Origin of the sequence: Sphingobium lactosutens (assembly GCF_013393185.1) — a bacterium.
Classification (GTDB): domain Bacteria; phylum Pseudomonadota; class Alphaproteobacteria; order Sphingomonadales; family Sphingomonadaceae; genus Sphingobium; species Sphingobium lactosutens_A.
The window spans coordinates 34,557-52,472 of sequence record NZ_QJQX01000069.1; the positions used below are offsets into that span (position 1 = coordinate 34,557).

15 protein-coding genes are annotated in these 17,916 nt (G+C 63.4%); 13 read left to right on the forward strand and 2 right to left on the reverse strand.

The annotated features are described in order from the left end of the window. The first annotated feature begins 7 nt into the window (after positions 1–7). From DM806_RS18780 to DM806_RS18825, 10 genes are all read left to right on the forward strand, one after another. Positions 8–505 carry a nuclear transport factor 2 family protein gene (locus tag DM806_RS18780; RefSeq protein WP_179044684.1) on the forward strand — a complete coding sequence of 166 codons (498 nt, stop codon included), beginning with the start codon at positions 8–10 and terminating at the stop codon, positions 503–505. Positions 506–546: 41 nt separating this feature from the next. Next, on the forward strand, positions 547–1,413 hold the full coding sequence (locus DM806_RS18785; RefSeq protein ID WP_179044685.1) for a 2-dehydro-3-deoxygalactonokinase: 867 nt from the start codon (positions 547–549) through the stop codon (positions 1,411–1,413). Beyond that, positions 1,410–2,042 (forward strand): 2-dehydro-3-deoxy-6-phosphogalactonate aldolase, encoded by a 633-nt coding sequence (locus DM806_RS18790; protein WP_179044686.1) that lies wholly within the window; start codon positions 1,410–1,412, stop codon positions 2,040–2,042. Before DM806_RS18785 ends, DM806_RS18790 begins: the two co-directional genes overlap by 4 nt. 136 nt (positions 2,043–2,178) lie before the next feature. Further along, positions 2,179–3,273, forward strand: coding sequence for an endonuclease/exonuclease/phosphatase family protein (locus tag DM806_RS18795; protein ID WP_179044687.1), 1,095 nt, complete (start codon positions 2,179–2,181; stop codon positions 3,271–3,273). Further along, the gene (locus DM806_RS18800) at positions 3,270–4,430 is read left to right on the forward strand and encodes a hypothetical protein (protein ID WP_179044688.1); all 1,161 of its coding nucleotides are present in this window, start codon (positions 3,270–3,272) and stop codon (positions 4,428–4,430) included. The genes DM806_RS18795 and DM806_RS18800 overlap by 4 nt, the downstream gene beginning before the upstream one ends. A gap of 61 nt (positions 4,431–4,491) precedes the next feature. Continuing rightward, positions 4,492–5,331 carry a hypothetical protein gene (locus tag DM806_RS18805; RefSeq protein ID WP_372859631.1) on the forward strand — a complete coding sequence of 280 codons (840 nt, stop codon included), beginning with the start codon at positions 4,492–4,494 and terminating at the stop codon, positions 5,329–5,331. A gap of 105 nt (positions 5,332–5,436) precedes the next feature. Then, positions 5,437–7,530, forward strand: a complete 2,094-nt coding sequence (locus DM806_RS18810) for a TonB-dependent siderophore receptor (protein ID WP_179044689.1) — start codon at positions 5,437–5,439, stop codon at positions 7,528–7,530. Between the two features lie 4 nt (positions 7,531–7,534). After that, positions 7,535–7,840: a ketohydroxyglutarate aldolase gene (locus tag DM806_RS18815; protein ID WP_179044690.1), complete on the forward strand. Its 306-nt coding sequence runs from the start codon at positions 7,535–7,537 to the stop codon at positions 7,838–7,840. After that, the gene (locus DM806_RS18820; RefSeq protein WP_179044691.1) at positions 7,837–9,345 is read left to right on the forward strand and encodes a PepSY-associated TM helix domain-containing protein; all 1,509 of its coding nucleotides are present in this window, start codon (positions 7,837–7,839) and stop codon (positions 9,343–9,345) included. Before DM806_RS18815 ends, DM806_RS18820 begins: the two co-directional genes overlap by 4 nt. After that, positions 9,342–9,668 (forward strand): DUF3325 domain-containing protein, encoded by a 327-nt coding sequence (locus tag DM806_RS18825; protein WP_179044692.1) that lies wholly within the window; start codon positions 9,342–9,344, stop codon positions 9,666–9,668. Before DM806_RS18820 ends, DM806_RS18825 begins: the two co-directional genes overlap by 4 nt. 3 nt (positions 9,669–9,671) lie before the next feature. Here the strand turns inward: DM806_RS18825 and DM806_RS18830 are convergent, their stop codons facing one another. Continuing rightward, the gene (locus tag DM806_RS18830) at positions 9,672–11,036 is read right to left on the reverse strand and encodes an ATP-binding protein (RefSeq protein WP_179044693.1); all 1,365 of its coding nucleotides are present in this window, start codon (positions 11,034–11,036) and stop codon (positions 9,672–9,674) included. Next, positions 11,033–11,761, reverse strand: coding sequence for a response regulator transcription factor (locus tag DM806_RS18835; RefSeq protein ID WP_179044694.1), 729 nt, complete (start codon positions 11,759–11,761; stop codon positions 11,033–11,035). Before DM806_RS18835 ends, DM806_RS18830 begins: the two co-directional genes overlap by 4 nt. A gap of 351 nt (positions 11,762–12,112) precedes the next feature. Here DM806_RS18835 and DM806_RS18840 point away from each other — a divergent pair, with 351 nt between their 5' ends. Genes DM806_RS18840 through DM806_RS18850 form a run of 3 tightly spaced genes read left to right on the forward strand, consistent with a single transcriptional unit; the run spans position 12,113 to position 17,767 of the window. After that, on the forward strand, positions 12,113–13,246 hold the full coding sequence (locus DM806_RS18840; protein WP_179044695.1) for an efflux RND transporter periplasmic adaptor subunit: 1,134 nt from the start codon (positions 12,113–12,115) through the stop codon (positions 13,244–13,246). 10 nt (positions 13,247–13,256) lie between these two features. Further along, positions 13,257–16,406: an efflux RND transporter permease subunit gene (locus tag DM806_RS18845; protein ID WP_372859632.1), complete on the forward strand. Its 3,150-nt coding sequence runs from the start codon at positions 13,257–13,259 to the stop codon at positions 16,404–16,406. Further along, positions 16,403–17,767 carry an efflux transporter outer membrane subunit gene (locus DM806_RS18850; protein ID WP_179044696.1) on the forward strand — a complete coding sequence of 455 codons (1,365 nt, stop codon included), beginning with the start codon at positions 16,403–16,405 and terminating at the stop codon, positions 17,765–17,767. Before DM806_RS18845 ends, DM806_RS18850 begins: the two co-directional genes overlap by 4 nt. The last annotated feature ends 149 nt before the right edge of the window (positions 17,768–17,916 follow it).

Here is a 17,916-nt window from a genome sequence, read left to right on the forward strand (position 1 = left end):
GAACGCCATGCCATCCCTTCCGATCGAGGACCGGATCGCGCTGCAGGATCTGATCGCCGCCTATAGCTGGGCGCTCGACACCGGCGATGTCGATGCGCTTGTCGCCTGCTTCACGCCTGACGCGCGCATGGTGGAGGAAGTGTTCGAAGATCCCGACATCTGGGAAGGACATGAAGGGATTCGCGGCATTGCCGAACATTATCGCAATGCACCGGGCTTCCCCGGCCGCCAGCATCATGTAACCCAGACCCAATATACGGCTCAGGACGATGGAAGCTGCAAGATGCGCTCCTTTGCCTTCGTGACGGAATGCGAGGGTGAGCCACCCTATCTACTGCGCTTTGCAGGCTGGTATGACGATCATGCGATGAAGGATAGGGACGGGCAATGGCGCTTCCACCGTCGCACCGTCCGCCTCTGGGACGGGGAGGTGCTGAAGAATTTTCCCGGTCATGGCCATTGGGTGCCACGCAAACGACCGGAGTCGCTCATTATCAAGCGCTGAGCGGTTGCCTAAATCGCTGCCTCGATATAGTCAGACAATATATGGGGCAGCAGACATTCATCGCCGTTGATTGGGGGACCACCAATCGCCGCGCCTATCTCATCAAAAATGGCACGGTCGTCGACACCGAACGGGATTCGCTCGGCGTAACGGCCGTCCCGGCCGGTGGTTTCGAAGAAGAGGTCGCGAAGCTGCGCGACCGCCATGGTGGCGCGCCGGTCGTGCTGGCCGGCATGGTCGGATCCAATCGCGGGTGGGTGGATGCAGGCTATGTGTCGACGCCTGCGACGCTTGAGGCACTGGCGACCGCGGTGGTGCACCCGATGGACGGCGTACTCATCATTCCCGGTGTCCGCCATGTAGCAGAGGGACGCGGCGATGTGATGCGCGGCGAAGAAGTCCAGCTTCTGGGCGCGCTTGCTGCCGGCCTTGCCCCGGCCGACGCTCTGCTCTGCCAGCCCGGCACCCATTGCAAATGGGCCTGGATGAAGGACGGCACATTGTCCGCCTTCGTCACCGCCATGACCGGCGAGATGTTCGCTCTGCTCAAGGCGCATGCCCTGATCGGGCAGGAAATGACCGGCGAGGTCACGCCCGGCGCGGCTTTTGTGCAAGGCGTGCGGGAAGGCGGGCGGGGCGACCTGCTCGCGTCGCTGTTTGGCGTTCGGCCCGCCAGCCTGCTGAGCCTGCGCGATCGCGAGGATGCCGCCGCCTTCGTAAGCGGACTACTGATCGGCGCCGACTGCGCCAGCCATGCGGGCAAGGGCGAAGTCCATCTGCTGGCCGATCCGGCGCTGGGCGCGCTCTACAGCCAAGCCATCACCGAACTCGGCGGCACACCGCTGCTGATCGACAGTCATACGGCCTTCATCGCCGGCGTGACCCGTCTTTGGGAGTATCTGTCATGAGTCTCGATTTCGCCACCGCCTTCGACCGCTGCCCGCTGGTCGCGATCTTGCGCGGCGTCCGCCCGGACGAAGTCGAGGCGGTCGGCGACGAACTGGTCGGAGCCGGCTTCACCCTGATCGAAGTGCCGATGAACTCGCCCGATCCGCTCGACAGTATAGGCAGGCTGGCGCGCCGGTTCGAGGGACAGGCACTGGTCGGGGCAGGTACGGTGCTGACCACGGAACAGGTCGCTCAGGTGCAAGGCGTCGGCGGACAACTCATCATCTCACCGAACAGCGACCTTGCAGTCATTGCCGCGACGGCCAAGGCTGGCATGATCTCCATGCCCGGCTATTTCACCCCGACCGAAGGCTTTGCCGCCGTCCAGGCCGGCGCCACAGCGCTGAAGCTCTTCCCGGCCGAAGCCGCGACGCCCACCGTGCTGAAGGCACAGCGCGCAGTCTTCCCGAAGACACTACCGGTATTGGTCGTGGGCGGCATCAATCCCGGCAATATGGGGCCATGGGTGCAGGCAGGCGCGAACGGCTTTGGCCTAGGCTCCGCCCTCTACAAGCCCGGCGCCACGGCGCTGCAGGTCGGCGAAGCAGCCCGAGCGTTCATAAGTGGCTGGAAAGCAACCCTGGGCTGATCGACAGCCTGACTTTCATGACAGGGTGGCGTCTTTTTCATGAAGCAGGCCGACCCTGAACTTTCATATCACTGCCGCTTTACTTTCGCGGTCATGACCCATTGTTCCGCTAGGCGCATCGGCGGGGGTCTTGATCATGCTGAAGCCTTTGCGCGCACTTTTGTTCGCGAGCCTGACGGTAATGGCGGCGACCGGATCTACCGGCAGCCGCCCCGTCGCCTATGCCGCCCTTGACGGGTTGAACGCCCCCGCACCACGCGACGGGCAACTGTCGGTGATGACCTATAATGTGCAGGGACTCCCCTGGCCCATCGCATGGGGTCGGGAAGAAGCACTGACCAAGATCGGCGATCGGCTGGCGACATTACGTCGCGCAGGACGACAGCCGCATATCGTCTTGCTCCAGGAAGCTTTCACGCCGGAAGCCGCCGGCATCGCGCGCCGCGCCGGCTATGCCCATGTCGCCACGGGTCCGGGGACAGAGTTAGCGCCCTCCCCGCCAGCAACGGCCACGGATCGCGCCTATCTCGCGCAGGCCCGTTGGGATCGGGGCGAAGCGATGGGCAAGCGTTTCGGCAGCGGCCTGATGATCCTGTCCGATTATCCGATCGTCGGACAGGCGCGCATGGCCTTTCCCGCCTTTGCCTGCGCCGGGTTCGATTGCCTCGCCAACAAGGGCGTTCTCATCGCGCACATCGCCGTGCCGGGCTTCGCCGCGCCGGTCAGCATCGTCAACACCCATCTCAACGCGCGCAAGGCGGCCGGGGTGCCGATCAGCCGATCGCAGCGGGCTTTCACACGGCAAGTCGCGCTGCTGGCCGCTTTCGTGGGCGCGCAGGTACCCCGGGGGCACAGCCTTGTCCTGGGTGGAGACATGAATATCGGCGGCGATCCCGCCCGCAATGTCGCCTTCTTCCGCCATTGGGCGCATTCAGACTATATATTCGTCAAGCCGGCTCTCGGTGGCGTCCGGCGTGCCCTGAACCTTCCCTACCAGATCGATCGCGACGCCCTCGCCGCTTCGGCAGCACGCGCCAAAGACTGGCTGTTCGCTCGCGATGAGCAGGGTCGCCCGATGGTGGTGACGCAAGCATCGGTCCCCTTCGGCCAGGAAGCCGACGGAGCACCACTGTCCGACCATTATGGCTACGCCCTCACCTACGCTCCAACCGGTCGACCGGAGGAACCGGACGTGCGGCTGGCGGCGCTGGCGGTGGAGGATCAGCCATGAGGCGCCTGCTGAGCGGCCTTGTCCTCCTGCCCAGCCTATGCTCGCCGGCATTGGCGCAAATTCATTCCATCGACCAGAGCGCGCGCTTCACTCTGAAGCCACAGCTACGGACCACATCGCCACGCATTCCAGCCACGCCCCGGCGGCAGGCACCGTTCACATCGATGAACGAGCCGCCAGCGCGCGACGAAGCCGCCGTCATCTTCATCGTCGCGCGAAAGACGATCCAGTTTTCGCAGCAACGCGAAAGCGGCGCGCGTGCGGCCATGCCGCTGGCGGGTCATCTTTCCCGCACGCGCGTCCGGACTATTAAGGTCGAAGGCGTGCTGCCTATGGATGATCGCACGATCCTGCGTCTCGGCTGGTCGGGCGGTAAATATAGCAACCGTAATGCCAATGCGACCGCCGCCTACAGCAACGCTAATCTGCGCGCCAGCGACTGGTTCCAGCCGCATGCCGCTCTGCATTTGGCGGCGGGACGCAATGTCCTGCTGCGCGCCAGCTATGATGAAAACCTGCTGGCCTATGCCGATATCGGCATGAGCGGCCCGCTGGCGCTGACGCGCGAGGATTTTCGCGCAATGCAGGCGCATTTGCGACCGGAGCGCCATCGTCGCCTCGCCTTTGGCGCAGACTGGGCGGTGGCGCCTGCGCTGCGCCTATCATTCGATGTCTATGACGGGCGCCTCATGGATCGCCTGACCTTTGCCGACGGTGGTGCGCTCCCAGTCAATCGCGGTTCGGCCGATCTGCGCGGCCTCATCCTCGCCGCGACACATCGGCCGACGCCCCATTTCAATTGGTCGCTGCGCTATGGCCGCGCCATCGTGAACCGGATCGAAGGCGGCATGGTGCACGAGACGCAACTTGCGGCCGAAGGGCAGTGGCACGCCGGTCCATGGCGTGCCAGCCTGCGCGCCGCACGGACCAGCACGCCCGCCTTGTTGTTGCCGACAGATATTCATGACCGGTCGATCCGCGTTCGGGCCGCCATCAGTTGCCAGCCGGTGGCCACGCCTGGGTTGACCCTCGGCCTGCGTATTGCAGATCCCGACCGGCAGGCCAGCAGCAGCTTCACCGCATCCGATGCGCCGCTCGGACTGCGCGCGCAGGACCAGGCCCGCAGCCTGATGCTCTCCGCCAGCCTTGCGCTCTGACTGCCATTTTTCTGTAGCCTTTGCCACCTATCGCTCCGCGCTTCATGACGGGAGCAGCAATATGACGGGTCGTCTGTTTTCCATGTTCGCCATCGGGGCTGGCCTGATCGCGTCGGCCATGGCCGTGGCGCAAGACGATATGGATGCGCCGTCGCCACCGCCCGCCGCCGTGACGGTCCGGCTGGCCGCGCCCGAAGCAAATCAGGGCGTGGCGTCGGGCGGCACCTATCTTTATGCGATCGACAATGATCGCATCGGCAAATATCGCATTGTCGACGGCCGTCGCGTCGCCAGCTGGCAGGGTGAGCGCCGCCTTTTTCCCCACATGAACAGTTGCACAGTAACGGGCCGCGAATTGATATGCGCCGCATCCAACTATCCCGCCGTGCCGCAGACCAGCGCGGTCGAGATTTTCGACACGCGGACGCTGCGCCATCTGCGTACAGTCAGCCTGGGCCTTGGTCCCGGCTCCCTGACCGTCATGGATCGTCACGCTGGAAAATGGTGGGCGGTCTTCGCCAATTATGCCGGCAAGGGCGGCGAGCCGGGGCGCGACCATCGCTATACGCTGTTGGTCCGGATGGATGACCAGTTTCGGCAGGAAGCGGCCTGGACCTTCCCTCCCGCGGTGCTGGCGCGGTTCGCGCCCAAAAGCTGTTCGGGCCTCAGTTGGAGCAATGACGGCCACCTTTTCGTCACAGGCCATGACCGGCCGGAAATTTACGAACTGGCGCTGCCCGGCGCCGGATCGACGCTGGAACTACGCCGGACAATCGGATTCGCATCGCCGGGACAGGCGATCGATTGGGATCCGGTGAAGCCTGGCATGCTCTGGTCGATAGACCGCGCTCATTCCCAAATGATCGCGAGCATGATCGACACCGACGGCGCCGAGAAATGAACGGGACATATCGGCGTGTCATCCGCGAAATGATGCTAATGCGATTGACTCGCATTATTTAACTCCTCTAACGGCGCTTACATTGTCCGTTATCAGGGGAATCACATGCATCGCCATTCGCGCCATCTGCTGATCGTCGGTGCCGTCGCCGTCCTTTCCGTCGGCCAGGCATGGGCTGCAGAGGAGGGCGCTCCTGCCGGCGATGATTCCAGCATCATCGTCACCGGTGTCGCGAACCAGGCTATCACATCCGCCACCAGTCTCTCCCTCACTTTGCGGGAAACGCCGCAATCGATCAGCATCATCAATCGCGAACGCATCGACGATTTCGCGTTGACCAATGTCAACGACCTGTTGGCACAGGCAGTTGGCATCAATGTCGAGCGGGTCGAGACCGATCGCACCTATTACAATTCACGCGGCTTCGATATCACCAGCTTCCAGCTCGACGGTATCGGCCTGCCACTGATCTGGGGTATCCAATATGGCGACCTCGACACCGCGCTGTTCGAAAATGTCGAGACGATCCGCGGCGCCAATGCGCTCCTGACCGGTATCGGCAATCCATCCGCGACGATCAATTATGTACGCAAGCGGCCACTCGATCATTTCCAGGCAACGGGCGACTTTCAGCTCGGCTCGCGGGACTTGTGGCGTGGGGAGGGTGACGTATCGGTTCCACTGACCGACACGGTCGCGGCACGCATCACTTACGCCCATGAGGAGCGGGATTCCTATCTCGACCATAATCGCAACAATCGCGATGTGATAAGCGCTATCGTCAGCTGGCAGGTTACGCCCCAGCTCAAGGCGACAGCCGGCTATAGCCGGCAGGAGAATAATAGTGACGGCGTACTTTGGGGTGCCTTGCCGCTGGTCTACAGCGATGGCACCCACATCTCCTATCCACGCTCGGCCTCGACCTCGGCCGACTGGACCTACTGGAATACGACCGATACCACGGCCTTTGCAGAAATCGCCTATGGCTTCACCAATGGCTGGTCGGTGAAGGGCGTCTTCACCTACAAAAGGTTCGAGGAAAACGCCAAGCTGCTCTACGCCTATGGGACACCCGATCCGGTCACAGGGCTGGGCGTTCATGGCATGGCGGGCATCTATCCATCCGATTATAAACAATATCTGGGTGATTTCTACGCATCCGGCCCGGTCCGTCTGTTCGGCCGCGAACATAGCCTGGCTTTCGGCCTATCCACCGCCAAGCGCGACGGCTGGGAATATGAAGGATTTTCGTTCGAGGATATCGTCTATTCACCGGTTGACCAGTGGGATCGGGCGTCGATCGCCGAACCCGATTTCCCCGATACGTATCTGGCTGCCCGCAGCACCGACAGGCTGACCCGCGCCTATGGCGCTGCGCACCTGAGCCTGGCTGATAATCTGAAGGCCGTGGTCGGCGCCAGCGCCATATGGCTCAAATCGACGGGCTACAGCTATGGCGCCGATCTTTATCGCAAGGACAGCAAGCTCAGCCCCTATGCCGGCCTTGTCGCGGACCTGACGACCAATATCTCGCTCTATGCGAGCTACACCGACATCTATAATCCGCAGACCGAAGTCGATGTGAACAATGTCAGGCTTGATCCGGCCAAGGGGACCAGCATCGAAGCCGGTGTAAAGAGCGAATGGCGGAACGGCAGGCTCTATGCGACGGCCGCGATCTTCCGTGCCAGGCAGAAAGGGTTGGCCGAGTTTGCCGGCACATTCGACGCGGATGGTGCAGGACAGGCGGGTGATAGCTATTATCGCGGAGTCGATACCACATCCAAGGGATTCGAATTGGAGATTGCCGGGCATATCACCGAAAACTGGTCGTTGAGCGGCGGCTATACCTGGCTCGACATCGAGGATCCGGAAGGCAATGACACACGCACCTGGCTGCCGACCCAGACGCTGAAACTGTCCAGCACCTATGCGATTCCGGAATTGAACGATCTGAAGCTGGGAGCTCAACTGCGCTGGCAGAACGCAATCCGTGCGGCGGTCGATGTCGGCACCTATCGGCAGAAGGGCTATGCCGTGCTCGATCTGATGGCGGGCATCCGCGTGGTCGATCATGTCCGTGCCAGGGTCAATGTCCGCAACGTCACCAACAAGCGCTATCTGAACAGCTTGATGTGGGAGCAAGCCTATTATGCGCCACCCCGCAATGTGCTGGCGACGCTGAGCGTGGAGTATTGATGGCATGACGGCCGGGCTAAAGCGGCGGCAGGCTGGATGGCGTTACCGCGCCAATGTCGCGCTTCGCGTTCTGGCCGGAACCGTAGGCGCCTATCTGGTCGCTGCCCTCATGGCGGCCATGCTCGCGCGGACCCTGCCGATGAGCCGGGTGGAAGCGGTGACGAATGCAACCATGATCGCCTATCTGGTCGCGCCCGCGACAACGATCTGGGCCTTCCTGGCCCGCGGCCCCTGGCGTGCGCTTGCGGGTGTGGCACTGGCAGCCGGCGTGTTGGCGCTTATCATCTGGCTGGCGGGACCGCCGGCATGAGCGCGCCCCTGACGATGGTACGCGACGGCGTGCGTCAATGCATGGCATGGCTGCATGGCTGGGCCGGGCTGCTGCTGGGCCATATCCTCTTCATCATGTGCCTCACCGGCACGCTTACGGTGTTCAAGCCGGAAATCAGCCGGTGGATGCGACCGGAAACGGTGGCGACTGCATCCCCTTCCGATGCCATCCTCGCTGCCGCTCATTGGCTCGAACGCAACACGACGGGATCGACCGGCTGGTATCTCACTGCCCCCGACGGGCGAGCCAACACGGTTGAAGCGAGCTATGACAGCAATGGGCAATATCTGGCACAGGCGCTTGATCCATTGACCGGCACGCCCGTCCTGCGCGAGACGCTGGGTGGCGAATTGTTCTATCGCCTCCATTTCGAGCTGGAATTGCCTTACCCCTGGGGCCGGCTGCTGGCCTCGCTTGCGGCGATGATGATGCTGGTCGCGCTCGTCACAGGCATCATCGCCCATAAGCGGATTTTCAAGGACATATTCACCTTTCGTCCGTCCAAGGGACAGCGTAGTTGGCTCGACGGGCATAACGCGCTGGGTGTGCTGGCCTTGCCCTTCCACATCATGATCACCTTTACCGGGCTGCTGACGCTGGCGTCTCTCAACCTGCCCTGGGCTATCGTGTCCGCTTATGGCGAGGACGTAGCCACCCTGTATGCCGACCTGACGCCCGGATCGGTGACGCGCGCCGCAACCGGGCAAAAGATGCCGCTTACTCGCCTCGCACCGATGCTTGCGACGGCGCAACGTCATTTCGGCGACACGCCGATCGGCCGCGTCTATATCTTCAATCCGGGCGACAAGGGCGCGGTTGTCACCGTCTATCCGTCAGACGCGGACGCCATCGGCTATATGCCCGGAGAGATCAGCTTCGACGGCGTGACCGGCAAAACGCTCAAGATCTGGACCGAGGCGCGGCCGGGCATCCGCGCTTATCAGACGATCTATGGCCTGCACATGGCGCGTTTCGCGCCGTCGCTTACCCGCTGGCTCTATTTCCTCGGAGGGACGATGCTGACCCTGGCGATCGCGTCCGGAATGGTGCTGTGGACCGTCAAGCGCCGCGAGCGTGTGCCCCAATCTGTCGGCAATCGCATTCTCGAACGGTTGAATGTCGGCGTGCTGACAGGCGCCCCGCTCGGCGCGGTCGCCTTCCTGTTGGCCAATCGTTTGCTGCCCCTGGGCATCGCGGCGCGCGCCGAAGCCGAAGTGTCTGTCGCACTCTGGACGGCCGGTGCTGCCGTGTTGGCGGGCCTGATCCTGCCGCCGACAATCGGCTGGCCAAGCCTGCTCGGCCTTCTCGCCATCGCCTGCCTGTCTGCTGCGCTCCTGGGACCGATCTGGGCCGGGGGGCTGGTCATGGCAACCATCAACCTGATGCTGCTGGCCACCGCATCCGGACTGCTGGCGGTCGCCCTTCGCCAGCGCCGTCCGAAGCATCCCCCCCTCCCGGCCCGCCGCCGGACGGTCACGGCATGATCGTCACCGCCGGCCTCCTCTATCTCGGCCTGTTCGCATTGGCCGCAAGCATGGATCGCCACCGTCGGGTGATTAGCGGTCCCTGGCAACAGCCGGCTGTCACGCCATTGCTCGCGCCGGCGGGATGGTGCCTGCTAGCCTTGTCCCTGTTCAGTATCGCGCCGCTCTGGCAGGGCGGCGTCGGACTGGTAAGCTGGTGCGGACTCCTGCCGCTGATTGGCGGAATCATCATGCTCGGCCTTACCTATCGCCCTGCCTGGCTGCAGCCGGGCCTGGTGGTGGCTTGCCTCTTCATTCTGGCCGGCATCGTCCTGCGGGTCTGAGCATCATTCCTTCATGTCGATGGTGGCGATCACGCCGCCATCCTCCGCATTGCGTAGCCGCACCGAAGCCTCGAAGCTCATCGCCAGCGATCGAACGATGGTGAGTCCGATCCCCGTGCCATGCCTTCCACCCGGCTGGCTGCCGGGGCCTCGGGTAAAGGGTTCGAACATCTGGTCGATCTGGTCGGTCGCTATGCCAGGGCCATGGTCGCGGACGTGGATCAGCAGCCGTCCGGCCGTTCGGGTACAAGTGATCTCTGCGCTACCGGCATATTTGACTGCATTGTCGACCAGATTGGCGATACAGCGGGTCAACGCATTGGGTTTCACCCGTGCCGATCCGCCGCATCCACCCGAAAAGCGCACCGGCTGCCCCAGATCCTGGGCGTCCTCGGCCATGCTTGCCAGGAGCGAATCGACATCGACCACCGACCATTCCTCACGCGATTCCGTGCTGCTGGCGAGGTCCAGTCCTTCCCGTACCAGCGTTTGCATCGCCTGAAGGTCCGAAAGCAGCCGATCGCGTAATTCGCCCTTTTCCACCAGTTCCAGACGCAACCGCATACGCGTCAACGGGGTCTGAAGGTCGTGGCTGATCGCGGCGAGCAATTGCGTGCGCTCGGCGAAGCCGGCACGCGCGCGACGCTGCATCAGGTTGAAGGTGGATAGCGCCGCCCGCACCTCCTCCGGCCCGGTGGCAGGAATTTCTTCGGGGTCGAGCGACAGCGAAAAGGCTTCCGCAGCGCGTTCCAGCCGTCGCAGCGGTTTGGATACGAAGCGCGCCACTAGGATCGCCAGCCCGGTCGATGCAGCAATGATCACCAGCAGATAGAGAGGATTGAACACGGTGCTGGGCGGCTTGGCGATACGCGGAAAGGTCAGCGCCATCGCGCGCCGCTGGCCGCCATTGTCCGTGAAGCGCACGACCCAGCAATCCGGCCTGGGTGCATCGATCAGGCCTGCCGCCCGATCTTTCCTTTCCTTGGGGGGAAAGCACAGACCGACCGGGACCTGCCCCGCCTGAGGCTGCGATCGGGCGCCGAAACGTTCCTTCAGCGCCGCTTCCAGATCGGCGTCGGGTTCGCTGATCGCGACTCCTTCCGGCTCGGGATAGGCGCCGACGATATTGTGCGCTGCCATCATCGCCTCGACCTGGGTCGGATCGCGCCGCAGGCGCGCTGCGATGTCGACGGCGCTCGCGACGACGCGTTGCCGTCGCACGCGCTCGAAGTCATGATGGCGCGCCTGCTCGGCGACCAGCAGCGCAATGATCGCGGCGACCGACATGCCGACGGTCAGGATCAAGAAGATCTGCCCCGCCATCGTGCCGAAAAAGGCGCGCACGCGCTGCACCGAGCGCTGGATCATGAATAATCGACCCCGCTCGCCAGCACATAGCCTTCGCCCCGCACCGTCAGGATCAATTCGTCCCCGCCCCGGATCGCGGCCAGCTTCTGGCGCAGCCGACTGACCTGAAGATCGATCGACCGGTCGAAAGCGGCAGTGGCGCGCCGTTCCGGAAGCAATGTTTCCCGTGCCAACACGATGTTCGGTTCCTCGATGAAGCGGCTGAGCAAGCGGAACTCAGCAGACGACAGCATCACCAGCCGCTCATCGGGCGCGACCAGTCGGCGCTGTTGCAAATCCAGCCGCCAAGGCCCGAAATGGGCATAACGCATCGTCCCGCCGCGCGAGGGGGGGTCGCTGCGCGCCCTCCGCAGCAGGTTGCGAATACGCACGAGAAGTTCGCGCGGTTCGAAAGGCTTGGTCAGATAGTCGTCTGCCCCCAGTTCCAGCCCCAGCACCCGGTCGATCGCGCTGCCCCGCGCCGTCACCATCATGATCTGCACGTCGGATCCCTCCGCCCGCAATTCGCGGCACAAGGAAAGTCCGTCGCCATCGGGCAGGTTGAGGTCAAGGACAATCAGGTCGACCGACTCGTCGCGCAGGGTCTGGCGCAATTCGATCAGATTGGATGCCGACAGCAGACGGTAATTTTCCTGTTGCAGCTGAGCGACGACAAGTTCGCGAATATCCGCGTCGTCATCGACCACCAACAACGTGGCCGGCCGGGCAAGGGCAGAGTCAACCATGGCTCTTTCCTAGCGCTGCCCGCACGAAAAGTCTGCGCCCCTTTGCTCGCGATACAGGCTGATACAAAGCGATACGCACCGCAACCGACCGACCCAATCGGAAAACAAGTCGCGCTATGACGTGACGGGTAAAATCGACAAGAGGACGATGTCGGCTTCCCTCGGCCGGCACAAAGCGGAGCCCTTGCGATGACCCTTCCCGCCTCCATGGCCGGAAAGCCCGATTGGACAGGCCGGATCGACGGCGCACATCCCCTCCCCCTCCCCCCGTGCGTCCGATCCACCGCCTGGCCGCCGCGGGTGGCATCGCAGGGGCCCGTAATGTTGACTGCAAGGACTGACACCGATCCCATGCCGATTTCTGCCCACCTTCACAGCCTTCGGGTCGCACCGATTGCCCTGCTCATGCTGCTTGCTGCATGCGGTCAGGAAAAGGCTCCCAAGAAAGGACCGGCTGAAGTCGGCGTGGTGACGCTGACCACCCAGAATGTGACCGTGGCAAGCGAACTGCCCGGCCGCACCGTATCGACCATGGTGTCTGAAGTGCGTCCGCAGGTGGCCGGGCTGATCCAGAAACGCCTGTTTACCGAAGGATCGACGGTCAGCGCCGGTCAGCCACTCTACCAGATCGACCCGCGTCTCTATCGCGCTTCGCGGGACGAGGCGCTCGCGACATTGGCCAGCGCCGAGGCGACTGCGATCGCAGCCCAGGCGAAGGCGCAGCGCTATCACAGCCTGGGCGAGACCGAAGCTGTCAGCGCACAGGATCGCGACGATGTGACTGCCACTGCCCGCCAGGCGAAGGCGGCCGTGCAGCAGGCTCGCGCCAGTCTCCAGACCAGCAGCGTCAACCTGGAGTTCACGCTGGTTCGCGCGCCGATCAGCGGGCGCATCGGCCGTACCCTCTTCACCCCCGGCGCGCTGGTCACGGCTAGCCAGACCGATCCGCTGACCACGATCCAACAACTCGACCCCATCTATGTCGATGTGACCCAGTCGAGCGCGCAACTGCTGCAACTGCGGCGTTCGCTGGCGGCGGGCAAGACCCTTCCCGCCAGCGCGACCATTCGCCTGAAGCTGGATGACGGTACCGACTATCCGCTCGAAGGCCGCATCGAGTTCGCCGAACCGATCGTCGATGTGAACAGTGGCACGGTCACGTTGCGCGCGCGCTTCCCCAATCCCGACGGATTGCTGCTACCCGGTATGTTCGTTCGCGTCGTTGCGCCGCAGTCGGTGGTGCCTGGCGCCATCCTCGCGCCGCAGCAGGGCATCGCCCGCGATCCCAAGGGCAATGCCACCGCACTGGTCGTGACCAAGACGAACAAGGTCGAACGCCGGACCGTGACCGCTGCTCAGGCAATAGGCGACAAATGGCTGATCACCGCAGGCCTGAAAGCCGGTGACAAGCTGATCGTCGAAGGCACCGACAAGGTTCAGCCTGACGATGTGGTGAAGCCCATCGCCGTCGCGACGGTGAAGTAGGAGCTTTGCCGTGCTGAGCCGCTATTTCATCGAACGGCCCATTTTTGCCTGGGTCATCGCCATCGGCATCATGCTCGCCGGCCTTGGCGCCATGCTGTCGCTGCCGATCGCACAATATCCCGACATCGCGCCTCCGGGCGTCGGTATCAGCGCCACTTATCCAGGCGCTTCGGCCGAAACCGTCGAAACCAGCGTCACCCAGGTCATCGAACAGCAACTGACCGGCATCGACGGCCTCATGTATTTCTCTTCCTCGTCGACGGCGACGGGGCAGTCGCGCATCACCGTGACCTTTGAGAAAGGCACCGACCCGGACACCGCGCAGGTGCAGGTGCAGAATCGCGTGCAGCAGGCGCTCAGCCGTCTGCCCAATGCGGTGCAGCAGCAAGGCCTGACCGTTACCAAGCAGCAGACCGACTTCCTGATGCTGGTCGGCCTGTACGACGAAACCGACAATGCCACCCAGGCGGACATTGCCGACTATCTGGTCAATAATTTCCAGGATTCGATCGCGCGCATCGACGGCATTGGCGCAACCCAGATTTTCGGATCGCAATATGCGATGCGCATCTGGCTCGATCCCTATAAGCTTGCTGCCGTCAAGCTGATGCCGTCAGACGTGGAAACGGCGATCAAGGCGCAGAATATCGAGGTGTCCGCTGGACAGATCGGCGCGGACCCGGCCCCGGCCGACCAGCAGATCAACGCTACGGTGACGGCGCGTGCACGCCTCCAGACGCCCGACCAGTTCCGCAAGATCATCGTCAAGACGCAAAGCGACGGATCGATCGTCCATCTGTCCCACGTGTCGCGCGTCGAACTGGGCAATGAAAGCTACACCACTTCGGCCCGCCTGAACGGTCATCCCGCATCGGGCATGGCGTTGCAGCTGGCGCCCGGCGCCGATGCGCTCAAGACCGCCGAGCTGGTCAAGGCGCGGGTCGCCGAACTGGCGCCGAACCTGCCGCACGGCTACAAGATCGTCTATCCCCGCGATACCACGCCGTTCATCAAGCTGTCGGTCGAGGAAGTCATCCAGACGCTGGTCGAGGCGGTGGTCCTCGTCGTCATCGTGATGTTCGTCTTCCTCCAGAGCTGGCGCGCTACGCTGGTGCCGGCGATCGCAGTGCCGGTGGTGCTGCTCGGCACGTTCGGCATCCTCGCCCTGTTCGGTTATTCCATTAACACCTTGACCCTGTTCGGTATGGTGCTGTCTATCGGCCTGCTGGTCGATGACGCGATCGTCGTCGTCGAAAATGTCGAGCGCATCATGGAGGAAGAGGACCTTTCTCCACGCGACGCCACGATGAAATCGATGGATGAAATCGGCAGCGCGCTGGTCGGCATCGCCCTGGTCCTGTCCGCCGTGCTGCTGCCCATGGCGTTTTTCGGCGGGTCTACCGGCGTCATCTACCGGCAATTCTCGATCACCATCGTTTCGTCCATGCTGCTGTCGGTCGTGGTCGCGCTGATCCTGTCGCCGGCGCTCTGCGCTACCCTGCTCAAAGGGTCGGACAATGAAAAGCGACACAAGGGTTGGGCCGGCAAGTTCAATCGCTGGTTCGAACGGATGACAGACGGTTATATACGCCGGACCGAGCGGGTGATGAGCCGGCGCAAGCTGTACTGGGCGCTCTATGTCGTGGTGCTGGCGGTGCTGGTCCTGTTGTTCGTGCGCCTTCCGTCCAGCTTCCTGCCGGTCGAGGATCAGGGCCAGGTCATGGTGCAGGTCACGCTCCCCGCCGGCGCCAAGTCCAGCCGTACCAACGCGGCGATCGATCAGGTTCAGAATTATTTCCTGAACGACGAAAAGGACAATGTCTCCTTCGCCTTCATCATGACCGGGTTCAGCTTCCAGGGTCAGGGTGAGAATGTGGGTCAGGGCTTTATCAACCTCGCGCCATGGGATGATCGTAAGGGCGCAGCCAACACGGCGGGCGCCATCGCCGGCCGCACGACCAAGCAACTGGCCGCGATCCGCGACGCGAAGATATTGGCGATGACGCCGCCTGCCATCCGCGGTCTTGGCCAGTCCAACGGCTTTACCTTTGAACTGCTCAACAGCGCTGGCCTCAGCCGGGAACGCTTCCTGGAACTGCGGAACCAGCTTCTGGCGGCCGCAGCGAAAGATCCGATGCTGGCCGGCGTCCGCGCTGCGTCACTGGAGGACACGCCTCAGCTCAAGGTCGATGTCGATACCGAAAAGCTGGCGGTACTCGGCCTGACGCAGGCTGACGTCGATGATGTGCTGAGTTCTGCCTGGGGCAGCACCTATGTCAATGATTTCGTCGACCGGGGCCGCGTGAAGCGCGTCTACATGCAGGCCGATGCGCCCTATCGCGCCCTGCCGAGCGACCTCGACAACTGGATGGTGCGTTCCAGCAGCACAGGGGAAATGGTGCCCTTCTCCGCCTTCGCCACGACCCATTGGACCATGGGGCCCAGCAGCGTATCGCGTTTCAACGGTCTCTCCGCCTTCGAGATCCAGGGCCAGGCGAGTGAAGGCGCCAGTTCGGGTGAGGCCATGGACCGGATGGTAGAGTTGCAGAAACAACTGCCTGCGGGCACCAGCTATGCCTGGAGCGGACTGTCCTATCAGGAACAGCTGTCGGGCGGGCAGGCGCCGTTGCTTTATGGTCTGTCGGTGCTGGTCGTCTTCCTCTGCCTCGCCGCCCTTTATGAAAGCTGGTCGATCCCACTGGCGGTCCTGCTGGTTATACCGCTCGGGCTGGTCGGGGCGGTGATTGCGGTCTGGGCCCGGGGACTGGAGAATAATATCTTCTTCCAGGTCGGCCTACTCACCACCATGGGGCTGGCTGCGAAAAATGCGATCCTGATCGTGGAGTTCGCCGAACTGGCCCATCATGAGGGCAGGAACGCATGGGACGCCGCGCTGGAAGCCGCGCGTCTACGCTTCCGCCCGATCCTGATGACCAGCCTCGCCTTCATCGCCGGCGTCATCCCGCTGGCGATCGCCACCGGTGCGGGCGCGCAGAGCCGCGTCGCGATCGGTACGGCAGTGATCGGCGGCATGACGACGGCTACCGTGCTTGCGGTCTTTTTCGTACCGCTGTTCTTCCTCACCATCGCTCGCCTTTTCGGCAGTGGCAAACCGAAGGCCGCACCTCCCGCTGCCGCGGAAGCAGGAGTTCCGGCATGAACCGCACGCGTTTGTCGTTGAGCGCAATGCTCCTGTTGGGCGGGTGCAACATGGCGCCCCATTATGAGCGCCCTGCCCCGCCTGTGCCCGCAACCTTGCCGACCGGCGCGGCTTATGCGAGCCGTCTGGATTCGCAGGCCGGCCTACCCTGGACGCAGCTGGTGCAGGACACTCGGCTAAGGACGATCGTCGAACGCGCCCTGGCCAATAATCGGGATCTGCGCGCCGCGCTCGCCAATGTCCAGTCGGCCCGTGCTCAATATCGCGTCCAGCGGGCGGCGCAGTTGCCGACCATCACTGCTGATGCCGGCGCCAGTGTCGCCCGGCAGAATGATGCGCGCCAGAACAGCTACAGCGCGGACCTGGGCTTTAGCGCATTCGAGATCGACCTGTTCGGTCGGGTGCGCAATCTGACGGAATCGGCGCTGGAATCCTACCTGGCGACCGAGGAAGGCGCGCGCTCGACCCGGATCACCCTGATCGCCGAAACGGCGACCGCCTATGCCACATTGGCGGCGGATCAGGAGTTGCTCGCTTTGTCGCGCCAGACCCAGGCAAGCGCCCAGCGCACGCTCGACCTCACCCGCTCGCTCAACGCCGCCGGCCTTGCAGGCAAGCTCGACGTGCATCAGGCGGAAACGACGGTGGAGCAGGCCGCGTCCGATGTCGCCGCCAACATCACCCAGGTCGCACAGGATCGCAATGCGCTGGATCTGCTCGCGGGCACGCCGATCGAGGACGCCCTGCTTCCCGCCTCGCTGGACAGCCTGATCGCAGGCGTCGCCCGAGTACCGGCCGGCCTTTCGTCCGATATCCTGCTCCAGCGACCCGACGTTCTCCAGGCCGAGCATCAACTCAAAGCCGCCAATGCCGACATTGGCGCGGCGCGAGCGGCGATGTTCCCGAAGATCAGCCTCACCTCCGCCATCGGCGTCGCCAGTTCGGCGCTCTCGGCGTTGTTCAAGGGCAATGCTTTCGTCTGGTCGGTCGGTCCATCGGCCAGCCTGCCCATCTTCGGCGGCGCGAACCGGGGCAATCTCGACTATAGCAAGGCGCAGCGCGATCTCTATCTCGCGCAATATGAGAAGGCGATCCAGACCGCCTTTCGGGAAGTGGCAGACGCGCTGGCACGCGACGGGACGATCGACGCTCAGCAGGCCGCACAGCGGCGGCTCGTAGCCGCAAGCAGCCGTGCCTATGACCTGGCTGACCAGCGGTATCGCGCTGGCGTCGATACCTTCCTGACGACACTTACCAGTCAGCGATCGCTCTACAGCGCGCGACAATCGGCGATTGCGACCGATCTCGCCCTGATCAGCAATCATATTCTCCTCTACCGCGTGATCGGCGCAGACCAGTAGGGTCGGGTTCCCAGCAGCCAATCGGCCGGCATGCCCAATGCGCCAGATGTCGACATGCTCCGGCTGCACAGCCCCGGCAGATGCAAGCGGCTGGCGCGTGAAGCCGTACTCCACCGTATCATTTGTGTCAGGTCCCCTGCTTCCTCTTC